At 50.2% G+C, this 26,875-nt stretch carries 26 protein-coding genes and 2 tRNA genes; 18 read left to right on the top strand and 10 right to left on the bottom strand.

From position 1 onward, the window contains the following. Window positions 1–9 precede the first annotated feature (9 nt). Window positions 10–918: a hypothetical protein gene (locus tag ABD028_RS11710; RefSeq protein WP_172449209.1), complete on the top strand. Its 909-nt coding sequence runs from the start codon at window positions 10–12 to the stop codon at window positions 916–918. Between the two features lie 98 nt (window positions 919–1,016). Here ABD028_RS11710 and gpsA read toward each other — a convergent pair whose 3' ends face one another. The 4 genes from gpsA to ABD028_RS11690 are packed head-to-tail and all read right to left on the bottom strand — an operon-like array spanning window position 1,017 to window position 3,274. Continuing rightward, window positions 1,017–2,024, bottom strand: coding sequence for an NAD(P)H-dependent glycerol-3-phosphate dehydrogenase (gene gpsA / locus ABD028_RS11705; protein WP_343845050.1), 1,008 nt, complete (start codon window positions 2,022–2,024; stop codon window positions 1,017–1,019). Next, a complete protein-coding gene (gene secB / locus ABD028_RS11700) occupies window positions 2,024–2,530 on the bottom strand; it encodes a protein-export chaperone SecB (protein WP_102794680.1) in 507 nt (168 codons plus the stop codon). Before secB ends, gpsA begins: the two co-directional genes overlap by 1 nt. Before the next feature lie 18 nt (window positions 2,531–2,548). Next, window positions 2,549–2,812 (bottom strand): glutaredoxin 3, encoded by a 264-nt coding sequence (gene grxC / locus ABD028_RS11695; protein ID WP_102794679.1) that lies wholly within the window; start codon window positions 2,810–2,812, stop codon window positions 2,549–2,551. Between the two features lie 36 nt (window positions 2,813–2,848). Continuing rightward, window positions 2,849–3,274 carry a rhodanese-like domain-containing protein gene (locus ABD028_RS11690; RefSeq protein WP_102794678.1) on the bottom strand — a complete coding sequence of 142 codons (426 nt, stop codon included), beginning with the start codon at window positions 3,272–3,274 and terminating at the stop codon, window positions 2,849–2,851. 186 nt (window positions 3,275–3,460) lie between these two features. Between ABD028_RS11690 and ABD028_RS11685 the strand changes: the two genes are divergently transcribed. From ABD028_RS11685 to ABD028_RS11670, 4 genes are all read left to right on the top strand, one after another. Next, window positions 3,461–4,660, top strand: a complete 1,200-nt coding sequence (locus ABD028_RS11685) for a murein hydrolase activator EnvC family protein (protein ID WP_343845047.1) — start codon at window positions 3,461–3,463, stop codon at window positions 4,658–4,660. A 97-nt stretch (window positions 4,661–4,757) separates the two neighbouring features. Next, complete coding sequence (locus ABD028_RS11680) at window positions 4,758–5,519, top strand: divergent polysaccharide deacetylase family protein (RefSeq protein WP_343845046.1); 762 nt, start codon at window positions 4,758–4,760, stop codon at window positions 5,517–5,519. A gap of 5 nt (window positions 5,520–5,524) precedes the next feature. Next, window positions 5,525–6,313 (top strand): SDR family oxidoreductase, encoded by a 789-nt coding sequence (locus tag ABD028_RS11675; protein ID WP_343845044.1) that lies wholly within the window; start codon window positions 5,525–5,527, stop codon window positions 6,311–6,313. 96 nt (window positions 6,314–6,409) lie between these two features. Then, entirely contained in the window at window positions 6,410–6,799 is a 390-nt protein-coding gene (locus tag ABD028_RS11670; protein WP_102794870.1) for a MerC domain-containing protein, read from the top strand. Here ABD028_RS11670 and ABD028_RS11665 read toward each other — a convergent pair. Genes ABD028_RS11665 through asd form a run of 3 tightly spaced genes read right to left on the bottom strand, consistent with a single transcriptional unit; the run spans window position 6,796 to window position 9,245 of the window. Then, on the bottom strand, window positions 6,796–7,506 hold the full coding sequence (locus ABD028_RS11665) for a glycerophosphodiester phosphodiesterase (protein ID WP_102794676.1): 711 nt from the start codon (window positions 7,504–7,506) through the stop codon (window positions 6,796–6,798). The genes ABD028_RS11670 and ABD028_RS11665 overlap by 4 nt on opposite strands. A 1-nt stretch (window position 7,507) precedes the next feature. Further along, window positions 7,508–8,386, bottom strand: a complete 879-nt coding sequence (locus tag ABD028_RS11660; RefSeq protein WP_102794675.1) for a DMT family transporter — start codon at window positions 8,384–8,386, stop codon at window positions 7,508–7,510. 1 nt (window position 8,387) lies between these two features. Continuing rightward, window positions 8,388–9,245, bottom strand: coding sequence for an archaetidylserine decarboxylase (asd, locus tag ABD028_RS11655; protein ID WP_245921311.1), 858 nt, complete (start codon window positions 9,243–9,245; stop codon window positions 8,388–8,390). Between the two features lie 218 nt (window positions 9,246–9,463). Here asd and ABD028_RS11650 point away from each other — a divergent pair, with 218 nt between their 5' ends. Further along, a complete protein-coding gene (locus ABD028_RS11650) occupies window positions 9,464–11,287 on the top strand; it encodes a 5'-nucleotidase C-terminal domain-containing protein (protein WP_343845039.1) in 1,824 nt (607 codons plus the stop codon). A 35-nt stretch (window positions 11,288–11,322) separates the two neighbouring features. Here the strand turns inward: ABD028_RS11650 and rsgA are convergent, their stop codons facing one another. Then, window positions 11,323–12,357 carry a small ribosomal subunit biogenesis GTPase RsgA gene (rsgA, locus tag ABD028_RS11645; protein WP_343845037.1) on the bottom strand — a complete coding sequence of 345 codons (1,035 nt, stop codon included), beginning with the start codon at window positions 12,355–12,357 and terminating at the stop codon, window positions 11,323–11,325. 95 nt (window positions 12,358–12,452) lie between these two features. On the opposite strand from rsgA, the gene orn reads away from it, so the two are divergent. The 3 genes from orn (at window position 12,453) to ABD028_RS11630 (ending at window position 13,317) form a co-directional block, all read left to right on the top strand. Further along, window positions 12,453–12,998: an oligoribonuclease gene (gene orn / locus ABD028_RS11640; RefSeq protein WP_102794869.1), complete on the top strand. Its 546-nt coding sequence runs from the start codon at window positions 12,453–12,455 to the stop codon at window positions 12,996–12,998. A gap of 130 nt (window positions 12,999–13,128) precedes the next feature. Then, window positions 13,129–13,204, top strand: a tRNA-Gly gene (locus tag ABD028_RS11635). Window positions 13,205–13,241: 37 nt separating this feature from the next. Continuing rightward, window positions 13,242–13,317 (top strand) — tRNA-Gly (locus ABD028_RS11630). A gap of 37 nt (window positions 13,318–13,354) precedes the next feature. Here the strand turns inward: ABD028_RS11630 and ABD028_RS11625 are convergent. Further along, on the bottom strand, window positions 13,355–14,293 hold the full coding sequence (locus ABD028_RS11625; protein WP_343845035.1) for a response regulator: 939 nt from the start codon (window positions 14,291–14,293) through the stop codon (window positions 13,355–13,357). Window positions 14,294–14,514: 221 nt separating this feature from the next. Between ABD028_RS11625 and ABD028_RS11620 the strand changes: the two genes are divergently transcribed. Both ABD028_RS11620 and ABD028_RS11615 read left to right on the top strand, forming a co-directional pair. Beyond that, complete coding sequence (locus tag ABD028_RS11620) at window positions 14,515–15,546, top strand: HD-GYP domain-containing protein (RefSeq protein ID WP_343845033.1); 1,032 nt, start codon at window positions 14,515–14,517, stop codon at window positions 15,544–15,546. Window positions 15,547–15,593: 47 nt separating this feature from the next. After that, a complete protein-coding gene (locus ABD028_RS11615; protein WP_343845031.1) occupies window positions 15,594–21,158 on the top strand; it encodes a response regulator in 5,565 nt (1,854 codons plus the stop codon). Window positions 21,159–21,160: 2 nt separating this feature from the next. On the opposite strand, the gene ABD028_RS11610 is transcribed toward ABD028_RS11615, so the two are convergent. Then, window positions 21,161–21,442, bottom strand: a complete 282-nt coding sequence (locus ABD028_RS11610; RefSeq protein WP_343845029.1) for a hypothetical protein — start codon at window positions 21,440–21,442, stop codon at window positions 21,161–21,163. A gap of 122 nt (window positions 21,443–21,564) precedes the next feature. Between ABD028_RS11610 and ABD028_RS11605 the strand changes: the two genes are divergently transcribed. The 7 genes from ABD028_RS11605 to ABD028_RS11575 all read left to right on the top strand — a co-directional run bounded on the left by ABD028_RS11605 (window position 21,565) and on the right by ABD028_RS11575 (window position 26,854). After that, complete coding sequence (locus ABD028_RS11605) at window positions 21,565–22,818, top strand: HlyD family secretion protein (protein ID WP_343845028.1); 1,254 nt, start codon at window positions 21,565–21,567, stop codon at window positions 22,816–22,818. After that, window positions 22,818–24,956 carry a peptidase domain-containing ABC transporter gene (locus tag ABD028_RS11600; RefSeq protein ID WP_343845026.1) on the top strand — a complete coding sequence of 713 codons (2,139 nt, stop codon included), beginning with the start codon at window positions 22,818–22,820 and terminating at the stop codon, window positions 24,954–24,956. Before ABD028_RS11605 ends, ABD028_RS11600 begins: the two co-directional genes overlap by 1 nt. A gap of 40 nt (window positions 24,957–24,996) precedes the next feature. Next, complete coding sequence (locus tag ABD028_RS11595) at window positions 24,997–25,221, top strand: response regulator transcription factor (RefSeq protein WP_343845024.1); 225 nt, start codon at window positions 24,997–24,999, stop codon at window positions 25,219–25,221. A gap of 70 nt (window positions 25,222–25,291) precedes the next feature. Continuing rightward, window positions 25,292–25,561 (top strand): hypothetical protein, encoded by a 270-nt coding sequence (locus ABD028_RS11590; protein ID WP_343845022.1) that lies wholly within the window; start codon window positions 25,292–25,294, stop codon window positions 25,559–25,561. A gap of 75 nt (window positions 25,562–25,636) precedes the next feature. Then, window positions 25,637–26,032, top strand: a complete 396-nt coding sequence (locus ABD028_RS11585; RefSeq protein ID WP_343845021.1) for a hypothetical protein — start codon at window positions 25,637–25,639, stop codon at window positions 26,030–26,032. 33 nt (window positions 26,033–26,065) lie between these two features. Then, entirely contained in the window at window positions 26,066–26,290 is a 225-nt protein-coding gene (locus ABD028_RS11580; protein WP_343845019.1) for a hypothetical protein, read from the top strand. Window positions 26,291–26,359: 69 nt separating this feature from the next. Continuing rightward, complete coding sequence (locus ABD028_RS11575) at window positions 26,360–26,854, top strand: DUF4442 domain-containing protein (RefSeq protein ID WP_343845018.1); 495 nt, start codon at window positions 26,360–26,362, stop codon at window positions 26,852–26,854. The last annotated feature ends 21 nt before the right edge of the window (window positions 26,855–26,875 follow it).

Below are 26,875 nucleotides of genomic sequence, written 5' to 3'. Positions count from 1 at the left end.
TTCATTTTAATGGTCGTCCTTGCTCTGCCTGCCCAGGCGCAGGACTCGCAGCAACCGCTGCAAGACCAGCCCTGGTTGGATGACTTGCAAGACAATGTAACGGATTCCATTAATGCCACGGCATTGTGGTTTGATCATTTTTTTGCCGATGAATCTCTGCAAATGGATGAAAAAGCCCGAGGCGAGGCCAGAATTCGGTTAGGTTGGGAACCTCGCAGTCGTGCGGTAAACGAATTTGAAACACGCTTTCGGGTGCGGGTTAAATTGCCGAACATGAAGCATCAAACCGACCTTATTTTTTCAGACTATGACGAAGACGAAGATGCATCCAGTATCAAAGCCGCCCGCAATGATGCGATAGATAACCGCAATCGCTTCTCCATGGCGCTACGTTGGACAGCCAAGAAAAGTGCAGATCTGAATGTTTCCCATCGAATCGGTGTGGGGCGAAAGTTGCAGCCTTACGTGAAGTCACAGGTACGCAAGACTTTTGGCTTATCGGATATCAACAATGTCAATCTGGAGGCCTCTGTTTACTACTACACTCAGGACAGATTCGGCAGTCATCTGATGGCCCAGTATGAACACCAACTGGCAGGCAATGATCTGTTCCGTTTCGACAACCACTTTTATTTTCGCGACGAGGAAAACGACTGGATCTGGCAACATGGCTGGTACAAATACAGCCAATGGGATGATAAAACCGCGATGATTTACGGTCTTTATGTAGAAGGTAACAGCCGACCGAATTACCGCGTAGAAGAATATTTAGTCAGTACCCGCTGGCGGAAAAATGCATTACGGAAATGGCTATTCTTCGAGGTGGAGCCTTTTATGCTGTGGCGTCGTGATGAGGATTTTAAAGTGTCTTACGGACTGGCGTTGCGGGTTGAAGGTTATTTTGGTCACTCTGGCTGATGCAAGACAGAGACTGGATATTAGCTAAAATCTGTATGCAGAAACCCAGTTGCTGAAAGCGAAAACACTTGGTTAAAAAAAGCCCGGATCACCGGGCCCTATTCAAATTTTTTCTCGCGTCCCAACAAAGCCAGGGCTGCCTCTTTTGGCGGTTTGCCCTCATACAGCACTTGGTAGATTTGCTCGGTAATGGGCATTTCCACACCCTGGCGCTGTGCCAGCAAATAAACCTCACGGGTATTGCGATAGCCTTCCACAACCTGGCCAATACTGTCCATGGCTTCCTGTACAGACATTCCCTGCCCCAATGCTAGACCAAAACGGCGGTTGCGGGACTGATTGTCCGTGCAGGTCAGCACCAGATCTCCCAGACCGGCCATACCCATAAAAGTACTGACCTCGGCCCCTAATGTTGCCCCCAAACGGGTTAGTTCTGCCAGCCCCCGGGTAATAAGTGCAGTCCGGGCATTGGCACCAAAGCCGATACCGTCTGCCAAACCAGCGCCAATGGCAATAACATTTTTAACTGCGCCGCCTAATTGCACGCCAACAAAATCCGTGTTTTTGTAAACCCGCAGAGACTTACCGCAATGCAGCATATCTGCAATATCGTCAATAAAGGCATCATCGGCGGAAGATAGGGATATGGCGGTGGGCAGGCCAGCAGCCATTTCTTTGGCAAAGGTAGGACCGGACAGCACGGCCAGGGAAACTTTGTCACCTAAAATACGCCGGGCCACATCCTGAAGCAGGCAGCCTGTGTCCGGTTCCAGTCCTTTAGTGGCCCAGACAATCCGGTGCTCGCTAGTCAGCATCGGCTTAATTTGTTTAAGCAACTCTGCAAAACCATGGCTCGGCACCACCACCAGAATATTGGGGCTGGCGGCCACGGCTTTGGCCAGCTCGGTTTCGACCTGCAATTGCTCGGGGAAAGCAGCGCCGGGCAGGTAGCGGGCATTGACTCTGTCACTGGCCATCTGCGTCATCTGGGCTCTATCCCGCCCCCAGATCCAGGTGGGAAACCCATTTCTGGCGAAGCAAAAAGCAAGGGCGGTGCCATACGACCCCGCCCCCAGGACTGTCATGCTTTTGGTTGAAGCGATCATCAGGCCTCTTGGTTTTGAGCAGCCTGCTGAGCTTGGGCATCCTGCATGCGCTTTTGCAGATAAGCGGCAAAAATCGCATCGAAATTCACCGGGGCCAGGTTCAGTTGCGGGAATGTACCGCGGTTAACCAGGTTTGAAATACACTCCCGGGCGTAAGGGAACAAAGTGTTAGGGCAGAATGAACCCAGAATATGGGCTTTTTGCTGATCAGACATATCAGCAATAGTAAAAATGCCGGCCTGCTGAACTTCAACCAGAAATGCGGTTTGATCACCAGCTTTGGCTGTCACGGTCACAGCTAAAACCACTTCGTAGCTGTTGTCGTCCAATTTAGCACTGCGGGTGTCTAAATCCATTTTTACTTCGGGTTTCCATTCCTGCTGGAAAATGGCCGGGGAGTTTGGAGATTCGAAGGAAATATCCTTGGTATAAATACGTTGGATGGCAAACTGTGGTTGTGCTGCTTCGCCCTGGTCCATACCGTTGGCTTGTACTTCTTCTGTCATGTTTTTTCCTAAAAGTGTTCAGGCCTGCGCGGCCAGTAATTCGTCCAGTTGTCCCCGGGCATCCAGAGCCAACATATCATCACATCCACCAATATGGCGCTCGTTGATGAAAATCTGCGGCACAGTATAGCCGCCGTTTGCCCGTTGAATCATCAGATCACGCAACTCGGGCTGAAGATCTATGGGGTATTCCTGAAAAACCACCCCTTTACTGGTCAATACCTGTTTGGCACGCACACAATAAGGGCAATAATTCTTGGTATAGATTTCCACTTTTGCCATGATTAACCTCGCATTGGCATCAACAACAATCCGCCGTTACTTGGCTACAGGTAAATTGGCACTCTGCCAGGCGTTCATGCCGCCTTTCAGCACCGAAACCTGACTAAAGCCGGCTTTCAACATTTGTAAAGCCGTACGCTTGGCCGTCATTCCCATGGCACAGACCACAATAATGGGTTTGTCCTTGTTGTTTTCAAGGGCTGAAAACTCGCCTTTATTGAGTTTTTCTGCCGGAATTTGTTTAGCACCCAGTATGTGGCCCTTCTTGAACTCATTTTGACTGCGAATATCCAGCACCAATGCGTCCTGCTTGTTCATTAATAATGTGACGTCGTGCGTACCCAGTTCTTTGACCGGGGAGAATTTACTGCTGACCAGGCTGTAGACCAGCAATACTGCCAATGCCACCCAGGCACTGGAAAGAAGATAATGGTTACCGATAAATTCGATAAACTGCTGCATATTGGGCTCGCCTATTAAACAAGATAGGTAAAAAAATGACTGCAAAGTATATAGAAAACCGCCACAGAAGCCAGTCCCCTGTCTACTGTGAAATTGTCGTGATGGGTTGCCAAGTCTTTGCCTGGCAAGCTGCAAATTGGTATAAATTGCCGCGGTAATGACCAACCTTATGGACAGGAGAAACCGGTGCCCTATACCTGCAGTGCTCTGACAAATCAGCTTAATTCCCGGCTCAGGTTGGTCAGGCTGCTTATGCACTGGGTTTCTTTAACCAGCAAGTGTCTTGGTCTGGTGTGCTTTTGCCTGTCTGGGCTGGCTTTTGCGCAGGAAGATCCCGACCAACAACTCAAAGCTTTGCAGGAACAGATTAAAGAACGGCAACAGCAACTAGATTTGCGTCTGGCTGATGCCAGGGAACTGGAAAACGTCTTGCAAAAAGCAGAGAAAGACATCGCCAGTTTGGTTAAGGATATCAATACGACCCGCCAGCGTTTGCAAACCAATGAGAGCCAACAGCGTAAATTGCAAAGCGAGGAAGCCGAATTGTTGGGCAAAATCCGCCAGCAACAAGACGCGCTGGGCGATCAGCTTCGTAGCGCCTATATGAGTGGTCAGCATGACTTCACCAAGATGCTGCTCAATCAGGAAGATGCCGGCAAGCTGGAACGTATGCTCAGCTACTACGGTTATCTGAATAAAGCCCGTCTTGAACAAATTCGCCAGTTTACTGCCATGGTGGACAGACTGAAAATGGTACGTTCAGAGCTGCTTGCAAAACGCGATGAGCTGGCTAAATTGGAGCAGGTACAGGATGCCCAGCGCCAGCTAATGGCGTCTCAGCAACAAAAACGTGAAGGCACATTGAAAGAACTGGCAAGTCGCATTGACAGTGAAGCCGCGCAGATAGAGCAACTGCAAATTAATGAACAAAACCTGATCCAGGCTATTCAGCGTGCCGCTGAGCTGGCGGCCAGGCAAAATCAGACCTTATCCGGACTGGATGGTATGCAGGGGACGCTGCTGAAGCCAACCGACGGGCGTATGCGAGACTTGTTTGGTAAGCACCGACAGGGCCAGGTACGCTGGAAGGGGGTACTTTTTCAAGGCAGCACGGGGGATTCAGTGCGCGCAGTGCATCATGGCAAAGTGCTATTTGCTGACTGGCTGCGGGGCTTTGGTTTAGTCACAGTGATAGATCATGGTGACGGCTATATGAGTTTGTACGGCTATAACCAGGCGCTGTTAAAAGGCGTTGGCGATTCCGTGGAAGCGGGCGAAGAAGTCGCCTTACTGGGGCAAACCGGTGGCCAATCCAGCCCGGCATTGTACTTTGAACTGCGCCACAAAGGTCAGGCGGTCAGCCCGGCGCGCTGGCTGAGTGATTAAATGGCAGGTTATCAATTTCCATACCTCTGCTGGCTTGGTATCTGCCAAGAATACTGGCATGCTAAGCTAAGAAAGATAGGAAAAATAATAAGTCTGAGTGTTGATAAAATACGCCTGTGCGCTGCTGATATTGTTAACGGCCCTTCCTGTTTGGGCTGGCAGGGTTGTTGTTATTATTGATGATATGGGCTATCGCAAAGATGACAGCCAAGCCTTTGCACTTCCAGCCGAAGTCACCTTTGCCATCTTACCCCACACGCCTTTTTCCCAGACTTATGCGGATTTAGCCAAAAGCCAGCGCCGTGATGTGATTTTGCACATGCCCATGGAAGCCCTGGCAGGCAATAAGCTGGGGCCCGGTGCCCTGACCTCTGATATGGCCTCAGACTCCATACAGCATGAACTGAGTGCGGCATTGCAATCGGTGCCTAATGCCATTGGTCTGAACAATCATATGGGCAGCAAACTGACGCAATTAAGTCAGCCGATGGATATTACGATGCGCTTTTTGCGTGAACGGCAGATGTTCTTTGTGGACAGCCGCACCACTCGCTTCAGCAAGGCTGAGCAAATTGCTCATCGTCATGGGGTACTCAGCGCCCACCGCCATGTATTTCTTGATCATATCCAGAGTGAAGAACATATTCAGGCACAGTTTGAACGCCTGATCCGTATTGCACACAAATACCCTTATGCCATTGGTATTGGCCATCCCTATAAGGAAACGCTGGCTTTTTTGCAAACTCGTCTGCCTCAGCTGGAAGAGATGGGTATTGAATTACTGCCTATTAGTGAACTGATGCGGGAAAAACATCTGGCCTTGGCAGAGCAGGCTGTATCACAACCCTTAACGGAATAATCAGTATGAAGGTTCAAGACAAGCATATCTGGCTGACAGGGGCATCCATGGGGATTGGTGAGGCATTGGCACGGGCTCTGGATGCCCAAGGCGCCAGACTGATCCTCAGCGCCCGCTCGGCCGATAAACTGGCAGTGCTGCGAGCGTCATTGAAACATCCGCAGCGGCATAAAATTGTGCCGTTAGATTTATCCAGGGCAGAGACTTTGCCGGACGTGGTGGCACAAGCTGACCTGTCAGATGGCTTGGATATGCTGATTAACAATGGCGGAATTTCCCAGCGTGGACCCGCAGCACAAACGCCCCTATCAGTGCAGCGTCAGGTGATGGAAGTCAATTATTTTGGCACTATCAGCCTCACTCAGGCGCTGTTACCTGCCCTGCGTCAGAATCAGGGCATGCTGGTGAATATTGCCAGCGTGGCAGGCAAAGTGGGTGGTCAAGGGATGTCTGGCTATGCGGCGTCCAAACATGCACTGATTGGTTACATGGATTGCTTGCGCGCCGAAGAAACTCATCACGGCGTGAAAGTGCTGAATGTTTGCCCGGGCTTTGTGCAAACCAACATTTCTGTTAACGCCCTTACCGAAAGTGGCCAACCCTACGGCGAAGTTGCTAAGTCCATTGCTGAAGGGATCAGCGCCGCAGATTGCGCTCAGCAAATTATCCTTGCTATACACAAAGACAAGTTTGAAGTGGTTATTGGTAAGGGACTGAGCGCTTTGGCACCTTATATCAAACGCTGGTTTCCGAATTTCTTTTTCCGACTTAGTGCCAGAAAAAACATTCGGTAAATCAGTTGGTTAAATCTGTTCGGCAAGATCGTCTATTGCCAATTTTGGTAAATGTTATACTATAACGGGATCTGAAACCTCGTTATGCTGTGGATTATGTCGAACAAAAGCAACAATTTGCTGGATAAAATGGGCATCTGGGCTTCCAGCCTGTGCGCATTGCATTGCCTGCTGTTGCCGGTTTTAATCCCTCTGCTGCCTTTTGTCGGAGCCAGTTTCTTTGCCGATGCCTGGTTTGAGCGCAGTATACTGACGGTATCGATGATCATCGGCTTCTGGGCGCTGCTGTCTGGTTTTTATCATTACCACAGACAGATTTATCCCTTATACAGCCTGGTTCTGGGTGGTTTGATTTATTGGAATAAGGACATGTTCGGCCACGAATATGAGCCGTTCACTATTGCTGTGGGCGCAGTGTTGATTATTGCCGCCCACCTGATCAACCTGAAGCTCTGTCAAAGCTGCCGTCAGTGTGACGATCATTAAGCTGGCTGTTGTTCTGACTCAGCCAGCCAGTGCAGTGCCTTATCTGGCACATTAGTAAAAATACCGTCCACTCCCCAGTTCTTAAGCATCTGCATATCCTGCGGTTCATCCACCGTGTAGACATAGGTTTTTAAACCCCGTGCTTTGGCATCCTGCACAAATTCAGCGCTGGTGAAGGCCACATCCGTATGCACCGACACGGCACCCAACTCCTGGGCAAAGGCCGCATAATCTAATGGACAACTGGCCGTCAGGGCGCCAATGGCAAATTCTGGCCGTAAGCGACTCAGCTGCGCCAGCAGGTGATGATCAAAGGATGAAAACAACAAATGCTGATGTGCTATGCCCAGGCTCTCGCAGGCACCGTCAAGCTGTTGCAGAAAGAGCGCTAAGTCCTTGATGCCTTTTAGTTCAATATTCAGCAAGCAACGGTTTGCTGTCAGCGCCATCACTTCCTCTAAGGTTGGCACCTGCTGCCCCTCCCCGGCATCCAACTGGCGAATCTGGGCTTCGGTCATCTGGTCCAGCCGGCCAAATCCGTTGGTGGTGCGCTGCACCCAAACGTCATGAATAACCCAGCACTGCCCGGCTGCCTGAATAACATCAATCTCAATACCCTGTGCGCCCATTTGCAACGCGCAATGCATGGCTTTCAGGGTGTTCTCCGGGGCCGCTTTACTGGCACCGCGATGGGCGAATATCAGCATATCAGCTTTGTCCTTTAGCGGGATGCAACTTGTTCGCGTTAATGGTTTCATAAATGGCCGCACTAATGACCATAATCCCCCCGACCAGAGTTTGCCAGCTCGGTTGTTCATTCAGGACCAATATCGCCAGTATTACGCCATACAAAGGTTGCATACAGGCTACCAGCGAGAAAGTTTTGGCGCGCAGGTGTATCAGGGTGTAAGCCACCAGGGCGTGGGGGGCGGCGGTGCAGATGGTGCCAAGCAGCAGCAACATCAGATAAGTATGTTGGGATGCCTGATAAAGCTCGGCAGAGCCGAACCAGCACAAGCACAATACGATCACCAGGGTCTGATAGGTCATGGCCTGGGCCCCACCATAGTGGGAAAAGTATTTGCGGTGTAGCAGATTGCGCAAAGCATACAACAGGGCGGAAAATACCCCGACCGCAATTCCCAGGGTCACCTCATTGCCCAGAGACGCTTCAGGTACAATCAGGCCAATGCCTGCCAGCACCACTACCGCACTGACCAGATCCTGCCAGACCAGCCGAATTCCCTCAAAAAAAGGTTCCAGCAATACAGTAATTACCGGAAAGGTGAAAAGCGCGATCATGCCCACGGATACCGAGGAGTATTGCATGGCGGCAAAATAGGTGACCCAGTGCACCGCCATCAGACTACCCAGCAAAATGGCGATGCCCATGTCTCTGGGGCGCTGAAAGCGCAGACTACTGCCGCTTATTCTGACCAGTAGCGCCAGCACCACAAAAGCAATGGCCGCCCGCCCTAAGGTAATATCCAGGGCCGAAAGCGGAATAATACGGGAAAACAGTGCGGTGGCACCCAGCAGTATTACCGCCAGGTGCAATGACCACAGGCTTTTTTTGACCGGGTCCACGTCAGGATTTCAGGGTGGCGAATGGCTGACCTAAACGTGTTACGTCACCAGGCTGCAGGTTCTCCAGCTCCACCATGCCAGGTTCAAATACCGCGACTATGGTTGAGCCTAGCTTGAATAACCCCATTTCCTCGCCTTTTTTCAGCATCACGGCATTGTTGCCCTGGGCTGGATATTGCCAGCGTTGCACCTGCTTACCTGTTGGTGGTGTGACAGTACCAGCCCATTTAGTTTCAATGCTGGCCACAATGGTGGCACCCACTAATACCAGCCCCATCTTGCCATGCGGTGTGTCAAAGATACTTACCACCCGCTCATTACGGGCAAATAAGCCTGGTACATGTTCCGTTGTCAGAGGATTTACCGAGAACAACTCGCCGGGCACATACAGCATATCGGTTAGCTGCCCGTCCATTGGCATATGAATACGGTGGTAATCGCGGGGGGATAAATAAATGGTGGCAAAGGTGCCGCCTTCAAAAGGTTTGGCCAGCTCAGCATCGCCGCCAAGCAGGGCGGTAAGGCTATAGTTATGGCCTTTGGCCTGGAATATCCGATCTGCATCGATATCTCCGGCCTGGCTGACGGTGCCGTCTACCGCATGGGCCAGTTTATTTTCATCCTGAACAATTTCCCGTACCCCCTTTTTCAGCGGACGGGTAAAGAATTCATTAAAGCTTTTGTATTTGGCCGGATCGGATTGCTTCGCTTCCTGCATATCCACCTTAAACTGTTTGATAAACAGTTTAATAAGCCAGGTAGTAAGAAACCCCGCTTCTGCAGCAGCTAACTTGCCCACCAGACGGGACACGGCATGCTTGGGAAGCAGATACTGAAGGCTGACCTTAATTGGCTGCACGTTTTTCTTTCCTGATGAAAATAACCGCGGGGATTGTACCCTAACCATCCCGGCCAGTCGAAATACCAAAAAGCTCTCAACCAGAATTTACGGGTCAGATAGCAGTTTGAAATATTAAATACCCAAAAGCTTAATGAGACATAAATAAACTATTCACACATCCGCCATAGACTGCCAATTAACCTATCCCGCCTAACCCATTCCATGTTGGAGAAACTATGAAACCTGCGCTTTGGTCCTTACCTGTTCTGGCTGGCATGCTGGTCGCTTGCAACAATGATAATAAGCCAGACCCTGTCTTGCCGCTGTCAAGCCATCAGCCCATCAGTCTGAAGATCTTGCATACCAATGATCACCATTCTTACTTTGAAAGTCAGACCATGGATCTGGCTCTGAACTACGATACAGAGTCACAGGGTAATGAGAGGGTCCGGGTGCAACTGGGCGGCTTTTCCCGCATTGCCAGTGCCATTGAAGAATATCGGGATGCAAATACGTTGGTGCTAAATAGCGGGGAGTTGAATGGAACGCTGTACTTCAGCCTGTTTAAAGGCAAGGTCGATATTCAGGTATTCAATTACCTTGGTCTGGACGCCTACCAGCTCGGTAATCACGAATTCGACGAAGGGGATGCGCATCTGGCCGAACTCATTGATATGGCGAGTTTCCCGATTCTGGCCGGTAATGTGCATCCTACCGAGAAAAGCCCACTGTATGGCAAGCCAATCCTACCCAGAGTGATAAAAGATATCGAAGGTGAAAAAGTCGCCATTATAGGCGTACTGAAAGTGGAGAAAACCCGTGAGTCATCCATGGTCAGCGATCAGGTTAATTTCACCGACGAAGTCGAGTCGGTCAAGGCTCAGGTCAAGGAACTGGAGGCCGAGGACATCAATAAAATTATAGTGCTCAGCCATCTTGGTTATGAGTTCGACCAACAATTGGCCAGCCAGGTGAATGGCATTGATGTCATTATAGGCGGCGACACTCACGATGTTCTGGACTCGACCGGAGAGCTAACCGGGATGGGGATCGCCGTGGATGGTGAGTATCCCACCCAGGTAAGCAATCCCGAAGGTAAGCCGGTTTATATTGCCCAGGCTTGGGAATATGCCAAAGGGCTGGGGCGCCTTAACGTGAACTTCGACGCTCAAGGCAACGTAGAAACGATTCAGGGCAACTTAGAGCTATTGGTTGCAGACCAATTTCAAGTGCAGGACGCAGAAAATAAATGGGTTGCCGCTGACCAATCACAGCAGCAAGCGATCCTTCAGGAAATCGGGACATTAACCAGTATTCGCACTATTGCTGCGGATCCAGCAGTAGATGCCATTCTGGCGCCTTACAAACTGGAACTGGAGAGCTTCAAACAGTCACAACTGGGCCAAGTGGACCAAACCATGCCTTTTACTCGTATCCCGGCAGCCTTCAGCAACGGTGAGCAGCCTTCTGGCAGCTACGCTGCGCAAGTGGTTGCCGACGCGTTTCTGCATTATTTGCCTAAGGCTGATGTGGCGATTCAGAATGCCGGTGGGGTCAGAGCCGAATTGCATCAGGGCCAGTTTACTGTGGCAGACGCTTATCAGATTCTGCCGTTCTCCAATACTGTGGTGACATTAGACCTGACCGGTGAGGAAATTCTGCAGGTGCTGAATGAAGCGCTCGATTATGCTCAGGGTATCAGTGCTTCAACCGGCGCCTTCCCTTACTCGTCACATTTGCGTTATGACGTGGTGTTAAATGCCTCAACCGGGCAAGGCATAAAGAATCTGGAAGTCAAAGACAGACGCAGCAATCAGTGGAAACCTATTGATCTTCAATCCATCTACTCTGTTGCAACCAATTCCTTTACGGCTCTGGGCAAGGATGGATACCTGACCTTCGCAAAGGTCAGAGAAACCCGGCCCGATGCCTTTGAACAATCCGATGTGGTGTATGCGGTGCCGTTGCTTGAATATTTCCGTGATGTTTTGCCAAATCACAGCCTACCGGCTTTGGATTGGCAGGAATACTGCCTCAAGTCTGTCAGTATTGCGCCGTAACGCTTAGGGTCACCTGAAAGGGTGACCCTGTTTCTTTACCTGGGGGGCTTACTATAAGATGGGCGCTGTTCGTCCATGCCTGACAATATTTTGTGGTAGCTGTCAAAACGCGCCTGGCTGATTTTGCCCTGCTGCGCCGCATCACGCAGTAAGCAGCCGGGATCGTCACCATGCTTGCAGTCACGAAATTTACAACCACCGAGAAAATCACGAAATTCGCGGAATCCCCAGATTAGCCTTTCATCTGGCAGATGCCATAAAGAAAATTCCCTTACTCCTGGCGAGTCAATCAGATTACCGCCGCCAGGGAAGCGCAATAGTTTGGCCGCGGTGGTGGTATGTTGGCCCAGACCGGAATTATCCGATACATCGCCAATGGCCTCTTCTGCTTCAGGTAGCAGCTTATTAACCAGACTGGATTTCCCTACGCCGGACTGGCCGACAAAGACACTGGTTTTGTCCTTGAGTAAGGCGGCCAGTTCCTCTATGCCTTCGCCGCTTTTGCAACTGACAAAGCACAGCCGGTAACCAATATCCGCATATAGTTTAAGTTGCTGTTCAATTTCACTGCGTTGTTCAGCACTCAGCATGTCCACTTTGTTGAGCAAAATTACCGGCTCAATCTGAACATCTTCTGCTGCCACCAGATAACGATCGATAATATTCAGCGATAAGCTGGGTAGCACCGCGCTGACGACAATAATCTGGTCGATATTGGCGGCGACAGGTTTGATACCGTCATAGTAGTCGGGCCGGGTGAGCACGGATTTACGCTCTTGCAGTGCTTCAAGCACACCGCTGACATTGAGGGTCTGGTCTTTGCCCGGTCTGAACAGCACCTGGTCACCACATACCACCCCTTCCACATTGCGGCGTATATGACAGCGATATACTGTGCCTTGTTCGTCTTCAACATCGGCATGCTGTCCAAAACGCCCAACCACCAAACCGGCTCGGGACGGCAACAGGCTATCGTCGGCTGGGCCGACTTCCTTGCCACTTAAGCGCTTCTTCAGGTTACTGGAAACCTGACGCTTCTGGCGCTGTGTTAATTTGTTTCTTTTTGCCACTTGGGATGCGAATGCTTTACTATGACGGCCTGATACGGGACGCCCAGTGTACCTTGCAACATAAGCAAATACCAAAAGATAAAGGCAGGCGAGACATGACACAGAATGCTGACAACCTGGTGTGGATTGATATGGAAATGACAGGATTGGATCCAGAGCGGGAAAAAGTCCTGGAAATTGCCACTATTGTTACTGACAGCCAGCTAAATGTGTTGGCCGAAGGACCGGTGATTGCCATACATCAAAGTGACGAGGTACTGAACGGCATGGACGAGTGGTGCACTCGTACTCATGGTAACAGCGGCCTGACCCAGCGCTGCCGGGACAGCCAAATCAATGAACAGCAGGCCGTTGCGCAGACCCTGGCATTTCTAGCCGACTGGGTACCGCAAGGCAAGTCACCGCTATGCGGTAACAGCATCGGTCAGGACCGGCGATTTATGGTGCGCCATATGCCTGAGTTGGAAGCCTATTTCCATTACCGCAATGTCGATGTCAGCACCATTAAAGAGCTGGTCAGGCGCTGGAAGCCGGAGTTGCTTAACCAATTTACCAAGCAGGGTACCCATCTGGCCCTGGATGATATTCGTGAGTCTATCGCCGAATTGCAATTTTATCGCCAGCATGTGTTCGCCATTTAACGGCAAAAAGCTGCCTATAAAATCGTCGGTCAGCAAGATTTTTCAAAATAGCCCTTGCGTCTGACCGGTATTTTTGTAAAATGCGCCTCCGCTTGAGGTAGTTAAATTTACCTTAAAGCGTTTCAGAGTTGCGGGAATAGCTCAGTTGGTAGAGCACAACCTTGCCAAGGTTGGGGTCGCGAGTTCGAGTCTCGTTTCCCGCTCCAAATTCTGAATCAACCGGTCTGCCGGTATATCTTCCAAGCGGGAATAGCTCAGTTGGTAGAGCACAACCTTGCCAAGGTTGGGGTCGCGAGTTCGAGTCTCGTTTCCCGCTCCAAATTTTCCTCATTCTTTGTATTATTTAAGTCATCCACTTAATTGCGGCTCTGTTTCAACTGCTCCAGTTCTTCTTTTAACAACACATTATCCTGCATGGTATCCAGCATATTGCGCATTTCCCTGAGCTGCGCAGTCAGGGTCATATGAGTTCGCACTCTGGCATGTAATACCGGTGGATTAATAGGTTTGGTGATATAGTCCACGGCGCCCAGTTCAAAGCCTTTCAGCATATCGTCGGTTTGATCCAGTGCAGTTAAAAAAATAATAGCGATATGCTGGGTAAAGGGATTGAGTTTTAAGCGGCGGCAGACTTCAAAGCCATCCATATCCGGCATCATGACATCCAGTAATATCAGATCGGGCAGCGGATCTGACGAGCAGATTTTCAGGGCTGTTTCACCACTGGTTGCAGCTCGAACTTTGTATTCCTTACGCAGGATGTCGCTGATGAGTTGTATGTTGTCTACCACATCGTCCACCACCAGAATGCGTAAAGGCTCTGCTTCGACTAATGCGTCATTGAGCTTATCGACTTTTTCGGCCACCGCAGAGGTGCGCTTAACCGGGTTAACCAGTGCACGTTCAATGCGAGCATGCAGAATCTTGGCAGAAAAGGGTTTGACCACATATTCGGACACACCCTGTTTAATAGCCTGGACAACCTGACTTTGTTCTATGTTGGCGGAGATCATCACAAAGGGCACGCTGAAATTTCGCTTGCCATTGCGTACGTGCTGGAGCAATTGAATACCATTCATTTTAGGCATCAACAATTCGGACAACACCAAATCCACATCTTCGCTTCTGAGCAACGATAGAGCGTGTTCGCCGTTACTGGCGCCAATCACGTTAGCAAAGCCCATCTCAGATACCATTTTAGCTACTGTGGCTCGCATGCTCTCAACCGGCTCCACAACCAAGGCGGTCATGGCAGCGTAGGACTTAGCCTGGGGTGTGGCTTTGCTTGTCGACATGCTAAAACTCCTTATACGCTGAGGTTCTCCAGGTGCTCTGCAATTAAAGTTAAGCGAATTCCCGTCGTTCGTCATTAAAAATGACTAGACTCAGACTTTACGCTTGGTTGAACTGAACCAGACGCTTACAAGGACGGTGAGACGTCAATGACTAAAAACAAGGTTACGTTGTTACTGCAAAAGCCCCTAGTTATAACAAAAAGCCTGAGGGAATCCGGATAATGCCTCAAACGGACAAAGCAACCATATTGGTCGTTGATGATACCCCGCAAAATATAGACGTTTTAACCGGCATTTTGCGCTCGGATTATCGGGTGAAAGCGGCCTTAAACGGTGCTCTAGCCCTGAAAGTCGCAAGCGCAGAGCCTCGCCCGGATCTGATATTACTGGATGTCATGATGCCGGATATGGATGGCTATGAAGTGTGCCGACAATTGAAAAGCCGTATCGAAACCCAGGCCATCCCGGTGATTTTTGTGACGGCTAAATCTGAAGAACAGGATGAAGCACTGGGTTTCAGTCTCGGTGCTGTGGACTATATCAGTAAACCAGTTAACCCGCTGTTGGTGCTGGCCCGGGTAAAAAGCCAACTGGCTTTATACAACCAAGCCAGGCATCTTGAAAACATAGTTCAGCAACGCACCAGAGAGCTCAATGAAACGCGTCTGGAAATTATTCGTCGTCTGGGCCGGGCGGCAGAATTTAAAGACAATGAAACCGGTATGCATGTGATCCGCATGAGCTGGTTTTCACGCTTTCTGGCTGAGCAAATTGGCCAACCCGACGCCTGGTGTGAATTGTTGTTTAATGCTGCACCTATGCATGATATTGGCAAGATTGGTATTCCTGACAACGTGCTGCTGAAACCCGGTGCTCTGGATGCAGAGCAATGGCAGATGATGCAGCAACATGTGCAGTTTGGTGTGGATATTCTTGGCGACCACCCTTCCCCTTTATTGCAAATGGCTCGTGAAGTTGCCCTGTTTCATCATGAAAAATGGGATGGTAGCGGTTATCCCCATGGCGTAAGTGGTACAGATATCCCTCTGTCGGCACGTATTGTGGCCATTGCAGATGTGTTTGATGCGTTGACCAGCAAACGCCCATACAAAAATGCCTGGACAGAGGAGCAGGCTGTAACCTTACTGAAAGAGCAAAGTGGCAAGCATTTCGATTCACAACTGGTGCAAGAGTTTGTTGGTTGTTTGCCGCAGATTCGCGATGTTCAGGCCAGATATACCGATGATATCTGAGTTAACACGCCTGATATAAGGGGGAATTAGTGGTAAGGACAAAGATCTTGCGGCATCTCACCTGTTTTCGCCTGGTATGGCTTGCCTGGTTGTTGTTCAGTTCAGTTAATGTACTGAGCCAGCCCCAGAAAACCGAAGAGCTGTCAATCTACAATGGTCTGGCCAATCCGCAGATTTATGCGGTAGCTAAGGACCAACAGGGCTTTTTGTGGTTTGGCACTGCAGACGGTGTAAAGCGCTACGATGGCTATGGATTCAGCTCATTTCGGCACAATGATAAAGATCCTACGTCCCTGTCGAAAGACAATGTCGGGGCAATGTTGAACGACTCAAAAAACCGTCTTTGGGTAGGAACCTGGGGAGGCGGGCTTAATCTCTATCTTGCCGATAGTCAGTCCTTCAAGCATTTTCGCCATCACCCCGATCAGCCTGATTCACTTGGCGCGGACAAGGTACAGTCGCTGTTCGAGAGCCGTTCAGGAGAGATTTGGGTTGGTACCAATGGGGGGGGGCTTAACCTGTTTGATGAAAAAAGCGGGCGTTTCCGCCGTTATCAACCGGACCCTGCCGACCCAGGCAGTCTGGGCAGTGATCGGATTTGGGGAATCAGTGAGGACAGCCAGGGTTTTATCTGGGTGGCGACCTCCAATGGTCTGTACAAGCTGGACAGACAAAAACAGAAATTTGAAAAATTTGGCGTTGCCGACGGTATGCTGGACCACCCAGAGGTGCGCTCTCTGTATATCGACCCCCTGGACAGGCTTTGGATATCCACCCGGCTTAGCTTTGGTCGCTTCGACCCCGAAACGGCAGTTTACCATCGCCTGACCTTGCCGGATGGCGAGTTACCCAGTGTTAATAGCATGACCCGCCAGGGTGACAGATTGATTCTCGCCACACTGGCGGGCATTTATTATTTCCAGTTATCTTCACAGCGTTTTGTGGCGGCGGATTTGCATGAACAGTGGGCACTGCTGGGTAACAGGGATGTTCGTCAGGTGTTGGTGGATGACACCGGACTACTTTGGGCCGCTACCCGGTATTCCGGGGTTATTAAAGTTTTCCCTGGCGAACCTTCTTTTCGCAGTTGGAGCCGTTATTTGCAGGATCAGCGCTTATCTGGCTTGTATTCCCAGGTATTGTCAATTACCGCTAACCGCCAGGGCGGATTATGGTTGGGAACCGGCAAAGGCCTGGTAGCCTTTGATGGAGAGAGCAGATTTACGCCTATTGAAGATGAACACCTGCCTGGTGAACTAACCCGTTTCCGGGTGAAAAGTATGGCGTACCTGAGCAATAACGATCTCTATCTTGGCACCGATGCCGGGGTTTATCGTCTGTATGCTGATCAGCAGGAAATTGAACCAGTTTCGCTGTCCTGGTTAGGGGGCCAGAGCCATTCTATTGAGTGGGTTGCAGCCGATGAGCATGATCAACTGTGGCTGGTGCTGTCATTTTCCTCACAGGTATTCAGATGGGACCCGGCCACGAATCAGGTCGAATCATATCTGGATAATATTGACCCCACTTTTACCTTTGTTGACCGCCAGGGTTTGGTCTGGGTAGGCACGGCAGGGGAAGGGTTGTTCAGAATTAATGTTAAAAGCGGCGACATTCAGCACCATAAACCCGGCTCTGCGCCTGGTGAGTTAAGTGACGGGCATATCAACGCGGTCATGCAGGAAGATAATGAAACTTTCTGGTTTGCTACAGACAGCGGCGTGGAGCGTTATTCCACCCGAAGTGGGACATTCAGTAGCTTTCGTCATATGGCCGAAGAAGAAGGATTCTCGGTGCAGTCTATGGCAATGGACCGGGAAAGAAGGATCTGGCTGGCGACATCCCATGGCGTGTTCCGTCTTGCCCCTGACTCTGGTGCTTTTCATCATTTCACCACCAATGATGGGTTAAACAGCAATAGTTTCCTGGCCCGCTCTGTTCATCAAAGTGGCGAGGGCAAAATCTACCTCGGCAGCATTGATGGCATCACTGGCTTTGATCCGTTAAAAGTGAAGGTCAATGACGTGCCTCCCCCCTTGGTGATTACCTCAGTCAAAATCGACGGTCGGACACAATCTTTCCCTCTTCCCGATATTTTAAATGTGCCGCCGGATTTTAAGAGTCTGAGTATCAGTTTTGCGGCACTGGATTATCAGGCCAGTGAAGACAACAGGTATAAAACCAGGCTATTGGGTTACGAGGAAGACTGGCAACATCGTACCGCAGCCAATCAGATTAACTATGGTCGCTTGCAACCAGGAGATTATCGGTTTGAGGTTGAAGGCAGTAACAACCATGGCGTGTGGAGTAACCAGCCGCAATTCTTATCAATTCGGGTGCTGCCGGCCTGGTACCAAACCACCGAGTTTTTGCTATCAGCACCATTAACCCTGATTGTGCTGGTAACGGCACTGATAGCCTATCGGGCCAGGCAGCACCGACTGACACAACAATATCTGGCCGGACAGGTAGAGCAGCGTACCCACGATATCCTGGTACTGGGCGATGTGGGCAAAGACATTACCGCCACTTTCGATTTAAACAAAATTGGCAGCATGATTTATGCACGATTAAAGGCCAGCTTGCCGGCCGACACCTTTGCTATTGGCTTGTACCACCCTCAGCAGCAACGTCTGGAGTTTGTGTTTATGCATTGCAAAGGGCAAAGTCTTGATACAGTTGAAACGCTGATCCAGGCAGAAAGCGATCCATTGTCGTGGTGTATCACGCGCAAGCAGGAATTTATTGCGGCTACTGAGCAGCAGTGGCAGGACAAAGCCATGTCCAGCGCCCAGAATCTCAATGGCGAGCAAACCCAAACGGTGGTTTGCCTGCCACTAATGGCCGGCCATGACGTGCTGGGGGTCATGACGGTACAAAGTGACCAGGCCGACGCCTTTGACAGCGCACAGATTAACATTCTGCGTGTGGTGGCCAGCCACACCGCCGTAGCGCTTTCCAACAGCCAGTCCTATCGCGAACTGATCGAAACCAAACAACGTTTTGAACTGGCCATGGTGGGTGCCAATGCCGGCTCCTGGGAGCTGGATACTAAAAGTGGGATTCTACTGACTAACGATATCTGGGCCACCATGTTGGGATATGACAAAGCCGAGTTAGAAGCTCGCTTTGACAATCGTATTGAGCAAATCATGCAATTGGTGCATGACGATGATAAAGCCCAGGCAAAAAATGCGTTGCGTAAACATCTGGCTGGACATACCAGTATTTACCGGGCGGAATTTCGCATGCTGACCGCTGGCGGTCAGTGGAAGTGGATCCTCAGTGTCGGCAAAGCGCTGGACGCCCGCGAAGGAGAGTTGGCCCGGCATGTATTTGGTATCAACCTGGATATCAGCGATGCCAAGGCTATGGAAGCGGATTTACTTGAGGCCAAGGACAAAGCAGAAACGGCTACTCAGGCTAAGTCGGACTTTCTTTCCAATATGTCCCATGAGATCCGCACACCGATGAATGCCATCATAGGTATGAGTCATCTGGCTTTGCAAACCCATCTGGATCGTCGTCAGCACAATTACATATCCAAAGTGCATCGCAGTGCCGAGGCCTTGCTTGGCATCATCAATGACATTCTGGATTTCAGCAAAATTGAAGCCGGCAAGCTGGACATAGAAGCCGTGGAGTTCCGTCTTGAGGATGTGCTGGACAACCTGATCAGCCTGGTGGGCATGAAGGCGGAAGAAAAAGGCATTGAGCTGCATTTTGACGTGGCGGCTGATGTGCCTACCGCTTTAATCGGTGACCCGCTGCGTTTGGGGCAGATACTCACCAACCTTGGCAACAATGCCGTGAAATTTACCGAAACGGCCGGTGAAATTGTGGTGGCGGTACAAAGCCTGGAACAGGATAACGAACAGGTACAACTGCAGTTTTCGGTGCGCGATACCGGGATCGGTATGTCGGGCGAACAGCAGGCCAAGCTATTTCAATCCTTCAGCCAGGCTGACAGTTCCATTACCCGCAAATATGGCGGCACGGGTTTGGGGTTGGCCATCTGCAAAACCCTCTGCGAACTGATGGAGGGGCGAATCTGGGTAGAAAGCCAGGCGGGTGCTGGCAGCACTTTCCATTTCACCCTGCGCCTGGGTAAGCAGTGCGGCATCCAGTCGCAGCGCGTTAGTCTGCAAAATGAATTGGGCCCGTTGCGGGTATTGATTGTGGATGACAATCTTACTGCAAGAGAAATACTTGCCGAGCTGCTGGCAGGTTTTGGTTTTCGTACCGAACAGGCAAATAGCGGTGCTGCGGCCGTGGCGATGGTGGCGCAGGCGGCAGCAAGCGACCCGTTCCAACTGGTTTGCATGGACTGGCGTATGCCTGGTATGGATGGTGTGGAGGCCAGCCAGCAAATCTTAACCGAGCTGCAAATGCCGAGCCGGCCAAGAATTATCATGGTAACTGCCTTTGGCTGTGACGAGGCGCGCCTGGCATCGCGGCATCTGTCTATTAGCAGTTATCTGATTAAACCCGTTACTCGCAGTGGCATGCTCAACGCCGTATTGCATGCTATGGGCAAAGGTGAATTGGCTGACCCCGCAAATGTCACTGCCAACAATGCTGCTCAGGACGCCAGGCAGAAACTGCAGGGGGCGAAAATATTGTTGGTGGAAGACAATGAGCTGAACCAGGAGCTGGCCATGGAGCTGCTTAGCAGCAGTGGTGTTCTGGTCAGTCTGGCCTGCAATGGCCAAGAAGCACTGGATGCCCTGCAAGATAACCACTTCGACGGCGTATTGATGGATTGTCAGATGCCGGTGATGGACGGTTATCAGGCTGCCCGCTTGCTGCGTGAGCAGCCCAAATGGCAATCTTTGCCGGTCATTGCCATGACCGCCAATGTGATGGCCAAAGATATTGAACGGGCTTTGGATGCCGGTATGAACGACCATATCGCCAAACCCATAAACGTCAATCAGATGTTTATGACTCTGGCAAAGTGGATTGTGCCGGCCCAACCATTGGCTGGGCCGCAGCAGGTGCAAACCACTGTACAGGCAACAGAGATTGCTCCGATTGATGGGATTGATGTGCAGGCCGGCCTGGCCACCACACAAAACGATGTGCGGCTGTATCAAAAGTTGTTGCAGCGTTTTAGTCAAGGTAATGCAGATTTTGGCGTACAAATCGCAGCGGCCCTGGCCGCTGGCGATATACCAGCGGTAGCGCATATGGCGCACACCCTTAAGGGTACGGCAGGTAATATCGGCGCCAGGGAACTACATGCCAGGGCCGGAGCTCTTGAACATGCCTGTCAGGGCGCTACACAACAGGCCCCTGAACTGCTGGCGGCACTGCAAACCGAACTCAATCTGGTACTAACGGCCCTGCAAGCCAGTCACTCAGAACAGCAAGAAAACCATGAACAGGCTTTCGATGCCGCCAGGGTCGCCTCGTTAATGAACGAGCTTGACGCGTTGATAGCCGATTACGACACCGATGCGGTGGATATCCTTGAACAGCTTGAGCCCATGTTGAAAAACGGCCCGCATCAGACGCAATTGCGCCAGTTAGCCGGTTATATTGACAGTTATGACTTTGACGCTGCGGCAGAGTCATTAACCCGTCTAAAAGGTGAATTGCAGTTATCTTGATCTTAAAAACCTAAGTGACCTGGTGCAGACAGGGTTGCAATGCTGTTTAGAAAGGTATTTTCAAAAATACCCGCTTGGTGTTTGAGTTGTTCATAAATTGAGCTGATTGCGGAGTGAGCTTTCAGTTGCAAACCCCTTTGATTACAAAATGATACAAGATTTTTGGGAGATGAAAAGTCAGCGCTTTTGCGTCCTCGAAAAGGTATTGATTTGCCATGAATAAGACCGAAATAATCACGTAATGTATTGATATATAAAGATAAATAAAATATTAACCTTGCCATGTGTTAAATGCTTTTTATAGAATGTTAACAAGCTGCCAGGTAGAGCAGTGGGGTCGGTAAGGAGCTTATTACCGACCAGGAGGTAGTCCAGGAAATGAATTCCTCAAGGGAGTATTTATCATATGCAAGGTTCGTTATTCCGCACCCAGGCTGTCGCACATCAGCAGGACAGGCTACATGGTCAGGTGCTGGTTATCCCGTGTTTTTCCCATTCTATTATTGCCATCAGCCTGCTGATTTGGGTTGCGGTGGTTGTTGTCTGGTTGGCAAGTAGCCAGTACGCCCGTAAAGAAACGGTCAATGGCTGGCTTGAGCCAGCTCAGGGGCTGGTCAGACTTTACCCTGATTCAGGTCAGGGGCGGATTAAGCAAATTCTGGTTGCGGAGGGCGAAGAGGTGCTGCAGGGCCAGCCGTTAATGGTGATTAACGGTGATAAGGTGCTGGCCGACGGCGAGCACCTTGAAGCGCTGCTGCTGGCCGAGTATCAAAGCCAGCAACAGATTCTGACCCGGAAACTGGCCAGGTTCAATCAGGTTCATCAGTTAAAACTGCAGGATATCGAGCAGCAGTTGCTGGCCTCGAAAGCCGATTTAGTTCAGTTGCAAGGCCAGGCCACCACTTTAGCGCAGCATTATAAGCTGCTAAGCGCACGGGCAAGCGATTATCAGCATATGCACAGCCTTGGTCATATTTCTGCCAGAGAAGTGCAGGATACCGAGGAACAGCGTCTAACCTTGCAAAGTCAGTTGCAGGGGCTGGAGCGCGAGAAGGTGAACCAACTTAACCGTATTGAGCAGTTGCAAACGCAGCAGGCGCTGTTGCCCGCTGAACAGCAAAACCAATTGGACGACACGCAGCGCAGCCTCAGCGACCTGGCCCAGCGCATTGCCCAGCTGAACGGTCAGCGCGCCTATGTGATTAAAGCCAGTATCGACGGTACGGTCACCAATCTTCAGGCCCGCATCGGTCAGCAGGTTCAGGTCGATAAACCGCTGGTAACTCTAGTTCCTGCTGATAGCCTGATTGAGGCCAATTTGTTGGTGCCGGTAAGAGCGGCAGGCTTTCTGCAGGCGGGACAGGCATTGGATATTCGCTACGATGCGTTTCCTTACCAGAAGTTTGGCCTGTACCAGGGCCAGGTCACAGAAGTGTCTGATTCCGTGCTGTTACCCAATGAAATTAGTCAGTCGCTGGTGGCGGTGGCGGAACCTGTCTATTTGGTCAAAGCCATGTTGCACAGCCAGTCAGTGCAGGCCTATGGCCAGCAACTGTCATTAAAGGCCGGGATGAGTTTATCGGCCGATATTCGCCTGAAAGAGCGTAGCCTGCTGGAGTGGTTATTTGAGCCACTGCTTAGCTTAAAAGGCCGGGTATAATGACTACTTCTGCTCTTCCTCAAACCGGCGTCGCCACCGATACCTTGCTGCATTTTGGCTCCGGTAAGCGTCTGCCGGTGATATTGCAAACCGAGGCTGCCGAATGCGGCCTGGCCTGTCTGGCCATGATAGCCGGTTACCATGGCTTTGACACCGACCTGACCAGCCTACGGCATAAGCACCCTATCTCGGCCCATGGCGCTACTTTAAAGCAGGTTATGGATATCGCCGCCAGGCTGAATTTGTCTGGTCGCGCACTGAAACTGGATATGCAACACCTTAGCCAGCTACAAACCCCTTGTATTCTGCACTGGGAAATGAAGCACTTTGTGGTGCTCAAGGCGGTCGGCAAGGATAAAGTGGTAATCCACGACCCGGCCGTAGGTGAACGGCGTTTTAGCTTTGACGAAGTGAGTCAGCTGTTTACCGGTGTTGCGCTGGAACTCACCCCGACTGCAGAATTTAAACCGGGAGCGGAAAAACAGCGTCTGGGCTTCAGCCAGTTCTGGTCCAGTATCCAGGGCCTGAAACGCAGCCTGCTGATGGTTTTAGTATTATCATTGCTGTTGCAGTTGTTTGCCCTGGTCAGCCCCTACTATATGCAAACCGTGGTGGATGATGTACTGCTGCGCAGTGACGACAGCCTGCTATTAGTGCTGGCCATGGGCTTTGGACTGTTGCTGCTGATCGACACCGGTACCAGCCTGCTGAGGCAAACCCTGATCCTGCATTTTTCCAGTCGCCTGAATATGCAGATGTCGGCCAATGTATTCCACCACCTTATCCGTCTGCCTATGGACTATTTTGCCAAGCGGCATATGGGCGACCTGGTGTCCCGCTTCGGTTCGCTGGCCAATATTCGTGACATGCTGACTACCGGCCTGGTCACTGCCCTTATTGACGGCTTAATGGCAATGATCACCCTGGTGGTGATGTTTGTTTACGATGCCACTTTAAGCTTTATCGTGCTGGGCGTAGTCCTGCTTTATGCCCTGCTGCGCTATCTGCTCTACCGTCCGGTGCGGCTGTTAACCGAAGAGCAGATCGTCGCCCAGGCCAGGGAGCAATCGCATTTTATGGAATCCATGCGCGCTATGCAGACAGTGAAGTTGTTTGGTAAGGAAGCGGACCGGCAAAGCCAGTGGCAAAACCGGCTGGCCGAAGCCATGAACAAGGATATCAGTATCTGCCGCTGGCAGATTGGCTTCGACAGTGCCAACAAGCTGCTGTTCGGTTTCGAGAATATTCTGATTATCTTTTTTGCTGCCACAGCGGTAATGGATAACCTGATGACGGTAGGTATGCTATATGCCTTTATCAGTTATAAAAGTCGCTTTATCAGCGCAATGGACTCGTTGATTGCTAAATGGATTGAGTTCCGCATGTTGGATCTGCACTTTAACCGCCTGGCTGATATGGTGTTTACCGGTAAAGACCAGGGGCTTGAAAACCATCCGGCGATTACGCATCTTTCAGTGCAGGGCCAACTCAGCCTGAATAATCTAAGCTTCACCTACAGTGGCGCTGATACCCCGCTATTTAGTCAGCTCAATCTGCATATTGAGGCCGGTGAAACCGTCGCCATTGTCGGCCCCAGCGGTGGCGGCAAAACCACTTTGCTTAAATGCATGATGGGCCTGTTAAATCCAAGCGCCGGCCAAGTGCTGATTGACGGTAAGCCCTTAGCGCAAGTGGCCGGTTTTCGCCAGCAGATTGCTGCGGTAATGCAGGACGACCAACTGCTAAGCGGCAGTATTGCCGACAATATCGCCTGTTTTGACGCCAAACCCGATCTGCAGCGGGTAGTACAATGCGCATACCAGGCCTGTATCCATGACGACATTATTAAAATGGCCATGCAATACAACACGCTAGTGGGGGATATGGGGGCCAGTCTCAGTGGCGGGCAGAAACAGCGGATTTTGCTGGCCAGGGCCTTATACCGCCAACCCAGAATTTTGTTTATGGACGAAGCCACCAGCCATCTGGATACCCTGCGGGAATCCATCGTCAACCAACATATTCAGCAACTAAAGATTACCCGCATTATTGTCGCCCACCGACCAGAGACTATTCAGTCAGCACAGCGGGTGTTGGAATTAAAGGACGGCAAACTAAAGGAACTTACTAAGGGATAAGAGCCCTGCACTAAGGGAAAAGAAAGTTGAGGATAGAAAAATGTACTTAAATATGCCAACACAGCCCCTTTCTACCCGTGAGAAGCAGATATCCATGCTCTGCGCTCAGGGATATTCAAACAGAGAAATTGCTGATAAAGTTTTTATTAGTGAAAATACAGTGAAGTTTCATCTTAAGCAGATATTTCGGAAACTCGATATCAGGAAGCGCAATGAGCTTATTGTTGTTTTTAATAAAAAACTACCCGAGCGGGTAGGTGATTAAAGAAAGCGAAGTAATATACTTAAGTTGTTTGGCGATGGCGCCAGATGTAATTTCAAAGTGGAGAGTTTAAATGGAAAATATGAATATGAAAAATGTGACTTTTGTAGATAATGAAATGCTTGAACTATCTTTGGATGAAGTTGCATTGATTAACGGAGGAATGCCTCCTCCTCCTCAATTTTGGCCTTTTGTAACGGGAGCTATTGTAGGGGGGATGTTATATGATGGCGTTAAAGCAATGATAGGCGGTTATATTAATCATATGGAAAGAGAAGTCCAGAATGGTTGGGGAAGCAATCCCGGAACACCGCCACCTAATTCTGGATTCGGTACTATTTAATTTATTAACTATATATTTGGATGGGGGTATAACTCTCCCATCTAGACTATTTTTATATTGGCTGATGATTTTTAGATGATTTATAAATATAGATTTTTTTTCTTTGTTGGGTTTTTATTTTTCCTTGTTACTATCTTGATGGGAGAAATCTACAGAGGCTGGATCATCAATAGTCAGGTTAATGATTTTGGATTTTCAGGTGTCGCTCCTAGCTTTTTTAGTACGGTGAGCTTCATTTTTTTTGCTGCATATATTAAAAAGAGAGTTTTAGCGACTACGGAATTTTTGGCCTGTGTTTTAGGATGTGTGGTTTATGAAGCTATTCAACCTTATATTGGTTTGGGGGTTTTTGATTTAGGAGATGTTTCTGCAATCCTATTTGGTGGAGTGCTTTCCTTTTTACTGTTGAATATTCTTCACAAAGTTTGCAGTTTGGATGACAATATTATTAACAAAACTCAGAATAACTAATTGGCTGTTGTACGCTGTGTTTTGGGACCGAGTATGAAACAAATATTTCTGTCTCTTTTACTGTTTTGCTCTTTCCCCGCTTTCAGCAAGGATTGGCATTGCTTTTCTTATGAAAATGCCCTGCGGGGCGTGAATAATTACGGCGAAGTGCATATTAAGCATAAAGAATATGTCGAAGATGAAAAACGCAATAAAGTGCTGGATAGATTGTTTCATGAAGACCAGCAACAACGTCGCAATAAAGAATTCACCTTTTAAGCAAAATCCATTTGCCTGAGCTGGCGGCATCTGGCACTCTTTTTAACTGGTCCAACCAGGAGTGTGTTTATGTCTGCCCCCAATCCGCTGCGCCGTCTTGTTGATAAAGCCAATACCTACCCGGCCTGGCTGAGCAGGCGAATTATCACCTGGGCATTCTGCAGCAAAGTAAAGTTGGCGGGTACCGCGGGCCTGGAGATCCTGTCTACCGATGGACGCACAGTGACCATGCGCCAGCGTAACCTGAAAAAAGCCCAGAATCATATTGGCAGTGTACATGCCGCTGCTATGGCACTACTGGCTGAGTCGGCCACGGGCTTTATCTTCGGTTTGAATCTGCCGGGCGATAAACTGCCACTGATTAAGTCCATGCAGATCCGCTATCTAACCCGCGCCCAAGGCGATATGCAGGCCGTGGCGAGCATTAGTGATGAGCAGGTTCAGGCCATGCAATCCCAGGAGCGGGGGGAGGCGCTGATTGCTGTCACTGTTACCGACAGCACCGGCGCACAAACCATTGAGTGCGATATGCTGTGGGCTTGGGTGGCGAAAAAGTCTCGTTAAGCAAGCCACCAGGCCAATGCC

The sequence above is a fragment of the Bowmanella denitrificans genome (assembly GCF_039522935.1).
GTDB classification, from domain to species: Bacteria; Pseudomonadota; Gammaproteobacteria; order Enterobacterales; family Alteromonadaceae; genus Bowmanella; species Bowmanella denitrificans.
This window is presented reverse-complemented; position numbering and strand designations above follow the sequence as displayed.